The organism is Vibrio sp. 1580, assembly GCF_033340055.1.
Genome location: NZ_JAWOVT010000035.1, coordinates 1 through 6,309 on the forward strand (window position 1 = coordinate 1; position 6,309 = coordinate 6,309).

General features: G+C 42.7%; 5 protein-coding genes and 4 tRNA genes. 6 read left to right on the forward strand and 3 right to left on the reverse strand.

All coding sequences use genetic code 11. The annotated features are described in order from the left end of the window. Window positions 1–646: 646 nt before the first annotated feature. Window positions 647–1,987 (reverse strand): CDP-diacylglycerol--serine O-phosphatidyltransferase, encoded by a 1,341-nt coding sequence (gene pssA / locus R7093_RS23675; protein ID WP_025768993.1) that lies wholly within the window; start codon window positions 1,985–1,987, stop codon window positions 647–649. A gap of 71 nt (window positions 1,988–2,058) precedes the next feature. Continuing rightward, window positions 2,059–2,490, reverse strand: a complete 432-nt coding sequence (locus R7093_RS23680; RefSeq protein ID WP_025768994.1) for a GNAT family N-acetyltransferase — start codon at window positions 2,488–2,490, stop codon at window positions 2,059–2,061. 101 nt (window positions 2,491–2,591) lie between these two features. Between R7093_RS23680 and murB the strand changes: the two genes are divergently transcribed. Beyond that, window positions 2,592–3,635, forward strand: coding sequence for a UDP-N-acetylmuramate dehydrogenase (murB, locus tag R7093_RS23685; RefSeq protein ID WP_025768995.1), 1,044 nt, complete (start codon window positions 2,592–2,594; stop codon window positions 3,633–3,635). After that, window positions 3,632–4,597 carry a bifunctional biotin--[acetyl-CoA-carboxylase] ligase/biotin operon repressor BirA gene (gene birA, locus R7093_RS23690; RefSeq protein ID WP_033907505.1) on the forward strand — a complete coding sequence of 322 codons (966 nt, stop codon included), beginning with the start codon at window positions 3,632–3,634 and terminating at the stop codon, window positions 4,595–4,597. Before murB ends, birA begins: the two co-directional genes overlap by 4 nt. Before the next feature lie 7 nt (window positions 4,598–4,604). Here birA and coaA read toward each other — a convergent pair whose 3' ends face one another. Beyond that, entirely contained in the window at window positions 4,605–5,528 is a 924-nt protein-coding gene (gene coaA / locus R7093_RS23695; RefSeq protein ID WP_005388683.1) for a type I pantothenate kinase, read from the reverse strand. Between the two features lie 205 nt (window positions 5,529–5,733). Between coaA and R7093_RS23700 the strand changes: the two genes are divergently transcribed. The 4 genes from R7093_RS23700 to R7093_RS23715 all read left to right on the forward strand — a co-directional run bounded on the left by R7093_RS23700 (window position 5,734) and on the right by R7093_RS23715 (window position 6,129). Further along, window positions 5,734–5,809: transfer RNA gene (locus R7093_RS23700), tRNA-Thr, on the forward strand. Between the two features lie 36 nt (window positions 5,810–5,845). Continuing rightward, a tRNA-Tyr gene (locus tag R7093_RS23705) sits at window positions 5,846–5,930 on the forward strand. 35 nt (window positions 5,931–5,965) lie between these two features. Beyond that, a tRNA-Gly gene (locus R7093_RS23710) sits at window positions 5,966–6,040 on the forward strand. Window positions 6,041–6,053: 13 nt separating this feature from the next. Then, window positions 6,054–6,129 (forward strand) — tRNA-Thr (locus tag R7093_RS23715). The last annotated feature ends 180 nt before the right edge of the window (window positions 6,130–6,309 follow it).

Genomic DNA, 6,309 nt, shown 5'->3' on the forward strand with positions numbered 1-6,309 from the left:
CGGCCTGTCACGCCGGGGGTCGCGGGTTCGAGTCCCGTCCACTCCGCCACTTATATTAAGCCTCAGTCGAAAGACTGGGGCTTTTTTCGTTTCTACTGCGACGTTTCCCTGAAGAGTGTTTATACACCTAACTAGACTATTTCACATAATCCCTACTAAGCGAACTCTGCGTAATTACACACTAGGCTTTAATTAATTATAGGCCGGTGATGCTGTGGAAAGGCAATATGACCTACAAACAAGCCTAAGTAATCTATGGTATTCAAAGGCGTTCAACGACTTGAATCTTGATGAGAAAGAAAAAACGAATTGGAAGATGAAAGATTGAAGGAGCTCTTCATTAGCGAGGTGATGATTTTCGACGCTGAACATTTGATGAGTCTCAGAAAAAATATATCGCCAAAGGGTAAGAAGCGCCAGAACAGAGAGGGGTAGCTTAGCTCGAGGCTGTAAGCTATGCGGAATACTCACAAACGTCAAAGCTCAAACCCATTAAGAGAGTCGCTCTAGATCTAAGTGGTTATGTGCTCACTAGCGGTACTAGAAAATAGTTAAGTATTCCAAATGGATTATATGAAAAAGCCAACTGCTAAAGCGGTTGGCTTAGTATAAAAATCTCGACGTACTTTAGAGCGAGAAATGATGTCTAAAGAATACGTTTTAAAACACCATCTGCCTTTAGGCGGGTAATTTTTCTGACCAGTCGCTGTACCTCTATAGGATAGTCTTCTACTTTCTCTAATTGCTTATAAGTACAGATAAGGTGAGTATGCTCAAGAATACGCGAAACTTCGTCTTCAAACTTCTCAGTGAGCTTCGCATAATTGTCTTGTATGAGTAGCCCATTTTCTAGGTCGAGTGACCAAGCACGTGGATTTAGGTTATTCCCAGTAAGTAGCATATAGCGTTTATCAACCCAAATACCCTTAAGGTGGAAGCTGTTATTGTCATGCTTCCATAGGTGAATTGACAATTTACGTGCGGCGATATTCGCTTCATTGGCTTTCGCAAAGCGACGCAAATTCACTTCGTAAAGATATGGAAGTCCGCCAATGGTTTTAAAGTCTTCCTCAGGTGCAATGTAAAAGTCATTGGCGGTTTTATCGCCCACAACAATAGTTACTTTCACACCACGCTTCATGGCTCGTTTCACTTCACGATGAAGTGCTTTAGGGAAGTTAAAGTAAGGCGTACAAATGAAAATTTCGTCTTGGGCTGCTGCCAATAACTTTACAATCTGTTGATTGAGCAGATTACGGCGTTTGCCTAGCCCAACTAACGGAGTGACTTTTACACTTTCTTCTGTTGCAGCTTGGTCTTCAAACTTATAGTTGGCTTGAGCAAGAGAAGCCCTCAGTTGGCGAATCGCCGACTTTATTTCTTTGGTTTCTGGCTTATCTTTTCCTGCAAGATCATTAACGGCAGGGTGAGCAATCATTTCTTCCTGAATGAATTGCACCATTGAATTCGCTAAAGATTCATGTCGAATCACATGGTAACGATCAAATCGATAACGTTCATGATAATGGAGATAAACGTTATTTAAGCTCGCCCCACTGTAGATAACAGTATCATCGACAATGAAGCCTTTTAAATGCAGTACCCCAAAAACTTCTCTGCCACGCACTGGTATGCCATAGACAGGGATTGGGTGTTGGTATTTGCTGGCATATGCTTTGTAAAGCGCTGAATTACCCTCAGATGTCTCCGCACCAATCAGGCCACGCTGCGCTCGATGCCAGTCGACACAGATATTGATGTCCAACCCAGGATTGCGCTGTTTCGCTTCATAAAGCGCAGTGAGAATTTCACGTCCAGCTTCATCATCTTCCAGATATAGAGCGACTAGGTAAATTCGCGACGTTGCTTTGCTGATAGCATCTAAAAGACGGGTTCTGAATGATTCTGCTGAATACAGAACATCAAAGTCTTCCGGATTGACAGCGAGACTTGGCAACTGTTCGAATGGATTCCTACTTACTATCATATCGGTATGAGTACCTTAGTTTAGTGCAATATTGCGAACCTGCCATTTTATCAAAGATATGATTTACCTGGCTACAAAAGCACGCGTTTTGATGTCGTTGAAGAGATGAATTGCATTGGAATGAGATCTTTACCGCTATCTACATAACGTTGAAATGCCATTTTTAGCGGGTGTGGTAGCTCAGAGCAATCAATTGTTGTGAATCCATGCTTGGAATAATAGGATTCGAGATGTGTAAACGCGAAGCAATAATCGCCATCAGTGAAAACATTTTTTTTACAATGAGTTAGTAGTTCTTTTCCAATCCCTGTTCCCCTAACTTTCGGAATGACCAACATTCCTGTCAATAGACGAACTTTATCTACACTTTTTAAACGTAGTAACGCAATGATTTCACCTTTATGGCTTGCTGTAATGATCAATTCATCTTTTTTGGCTCGACCCGCAGGGTAATACGCTTTGTATAGTTTCTTAATGAGGGGGAGCTTGATGGGATTTAACACTTCTATGATTAATGAGTCTGGTATTGTCACTGCGGTTAAAAGATAACTAATGTAGAATGTCGACAGTTTAAGAGAATCTTATCTGGTGTTGCAAACCTACTATGCAAATTAAAACAAATGCGAGCCTAAAGGCTTACCATACTTTTGGAATTGAACAATCGTGTTCCTATTTAGCTATCGTTGAGTCGCTTGAAGATGTTATTGAGCTATTTCAAAACCCAAGATTCACCCATTTACCGAAACTTTTTTTAGGTAAAGGAAGTAATGTTCTTTTTACAGAACATTTTGAGGGATTAGTGATTGTTAATCGAATCATGGGTAAAGAAGTCACGGAAACGGATGAGCACTACCTATTACATATTGCCGGTGGTGAAGATTGGCCTGAATTGGTTTCCTGGTGTGTGAATCAGGGGATCGGTGGGATCGAGAACTTAGCTTTGATTCCAGGTTGTGCTGGCTCGGCTCCTATTCAGAACATTGGTGCGTATGGCCTAGAGCTAAAAGACATCTGTGATTATGTAGATGTTCTTGATCTAACTACGTTTGAAAACAAAAGAATGCACGCCCAAGACTGTGAGTTTGCCTATAGGGATTCCATATTTAAACATGCGTTGCACGGAAAGTGCTTTATCACCGCATTAGGGCTTAAGTTGGCGAAGCAATGGCAGCCGATTAACCAGTACGGTCCTTTACAAAGTATCCCAGAAGAACAGCTCAGCCCTGCTTCTATCTTCGAACGAGTATGCCAAGTGCGAAAGGCAAAACTGCCAGATCCAACCAAGATAGGTAACGCAGGTAGTTTCTTTAAAAACCCAGTGATCACGCAAGATCACTATGATCGACTCACAAAAAAATACCCTAACGTAGTGGCCTACCCAGCTTCTGGAGGAATGAAAATTGCTGCTGGTTGGCTTATCGATCAGTGTGGATTAAAAGGGAAGTCTGTACACGGTGCGCAGGTCAACCCTATGCAAGCTTTGGTTTTGACCAACATGGATAATTGTAGTGCTGATGACATTGTCGCGCTTGCTTATTTAGTGAAGCAGACGGTATGGGATAAATACCAAATCATACTTGAGCATGAAGTACGCTTTCTCAATCGTACCGGGGAGACGAATTTGACTCAGATCGAGGCATCTAGATGAGAAAAGATCACTCTACGAAACTTCATATTTTAAGGTTATTAAGTGATGGAGAGTTTCATTCAGGAGAAGCGTTGGGCGACGATCTTAATGTTTCCAGAGCGGCAATCGCTAAGCACATTAAAGGTCTTAGTGAATGGGGTATTGATATTTATCGAGTGCAAGGGCGTGGTTACCAATTAGCTTCACCATTGCAGTTGTTAGACGAGACACTCCTGACCACTAGCTCGGAGTCACTTGTTGAACTTGTCCCTGTGATTGACTCAACGAACCAGTATTTGCTCGACAGAGTCGTGGATTCGGAAAAGGGCCGTGTTTGTATTGCTGAATATCAAGCACAAGGGCGTGGTCGCCGCGGTAGACAATGGGTCTCACCGTTTGGCTCTAACTTATATCTCTCTATGTATTGGCGACTGGATGCGGGAATGGCTGCGGCAATGGGCTTGAGCTTGGTGATTGGGATTGCCGCAGTGGAAGCTCTGGAAGAAGTAGGCATGCAAGGTGTTAAACTCAAGTGGCCGAATGACTTGTATTATCAAGATAAAAAACTGGCCGGAATCTTGGTTGAAATGTCGGGTCAGGCCGGTGGGGCTGCTCATCTAGTGATTGGGATGGGCCTGAATATTGGAATGCCTGACGACCAGCCTGAGATTGACCAGCCATGGACCACGTTGAACCAAGTAAATCAGAGTCTCAAGATCGATAGAAATGTTCTAGCAATGACACTTATCAAGCATTGGAATTCCGCACTTGTCGAATATGAAATGAAAGGACTTACTGGCTTTATCGAACGTTGGAATCGGTTAGACAATTTCCTTAATCGTCAGGTCAAACTGCTTATTGGTCCTAGAGAGGTATATGGCGTCGTTCGAGGCATCGATCATCAAGGTGGAATATTAATTGAAACCTCCCAAGGACTAGAGACTTATATTGGTGGTGAAATCTCGTTGCGTAAAAGTGACTAATCTTCGATTACTTTCGCAACGAGACTTTATCAACCAAGTGGTTAACGCCTTTGTGTAGAATCAAGTGGGCTCTCTCACGAGTTGGAAGAATATTCAATTCTAAATTGAGCCCATTAATATCATGCCAAATTTGCTTCGCTTTTTTCTTTGCGTCATCGACAGAGAGTTGTGTGTAGTGGCTAAAATAAGAGCCAGGTTTCGTAAAGGCCCCTTGGCGAAACTTTAAAAAGCGTTCTACATACCAATGTTCAATGGTCTCTGTTTCTGCGTCGACATAAATTGAAAAATCTAAAAAGTCAGAGACGAAGACACGATGCGGGTCATGTGGATAGTCCATTCCACTTTGCAGAACGTTTAAACCTTCAATAATAAGAACATCCGGTCTATCCACTTTTCTTAGTTCATCAGTAATGTCATACGTGATGTGAGAGTAGATGGGTACTTCAAGATCGGGCTTTCCTGCCTTTACGTCAGACATGAACTCGACTAAGCGCTTGATATCATAGGATTCTGGGAAGCCTTTACGATGCATGATACCGCGTTCTTCTAGTACTTTTTTCGGATATAGGAAGCCATCTGTTGTAACCAAGGACACTTTGGGATGATTCTCCCAACGAGAAAGCAATGCCGTTAGAATACGAGCAGTCGTACTTTTGCCTACAGCAACACTGCCAGCGATACCAATTACGAAAGGGGGAGCATGTTCCTCTGTATTTAAGAATTGTTGTAATACGGAATTGCGGCTTTGACGAGCCTGGACATACAGATTCAAAAGACGAGACAAAGGAAGGTAGATCTCTACCGCTTCCTCCATGGTTAGGTTTTCATTAATGCCCTGAAGCGCAGTCAAGTCGTCTTCAGAAAGTGTCATCGGTACAGAGTTTCTTAACTCGGCCCAATTTGCACGGTCAAATGACAAAAATGGACTCATGGGTCTCTTTTATCCTTGGTTTAATAGAAGCAAGAACATACATCAAGCGAACTTCAAAGCAAACGACAAAGGTCGAAGTTTACTTTAAAAAAGCTAAGTTTGTACGAATTTGCAGCAAACGAATCTAAAAAATCGAAATTTATGATTTTTTTTCAAATTACTATTGCAACCTAGAAAATCATTCAATAGAATGCGCACCACTTATGCCGACTTAGCTCAGTAGGTAGAGCAACTGACTTGTAATCAGTAGGTCACCAGTTCGATTCCGGTAGTCGGCACCATTCTTTCCTTTAGTAGTCTGAATGGCTTGAAAATTTGGAGGGGTTCCCGAGTGGCCAAAGGGAGCAGACTGTAAATCTGCCGGCACTGCCTTCGATGGTTCGAATCCGTCCCCCTCCACCATATTCTTTAGGAAATAGCTCTCAGAGTTACGTGTTGCGGGCATCGTATAATGGCTATTACCTCAGCCTTCCAAGCTGATGATGCGGGTTCGATTCCCGCTGCCCGCTCCACTCTAATTTGAGTGCTGATATAGCTCAGGTGGTAGAGCGCATCCTTGGTAAGGATGAGGTCGGCAGTTCGAGTCTGCCTATCAGCACCAGCTCTCAAGTTTATTTCCTTTTGATATTAGATTTACCAATTATCTTTTTTTGGTTGCGTGGTCAATTTGGGCCACCTAAATCCGTACCTAGAGGGACCACTCATGTCTAAAGAAAAATTTGAACGTACGAAACCGCACGTTAACGTTGGTACTATCGGCCACGTTGACCACGGTAAAACA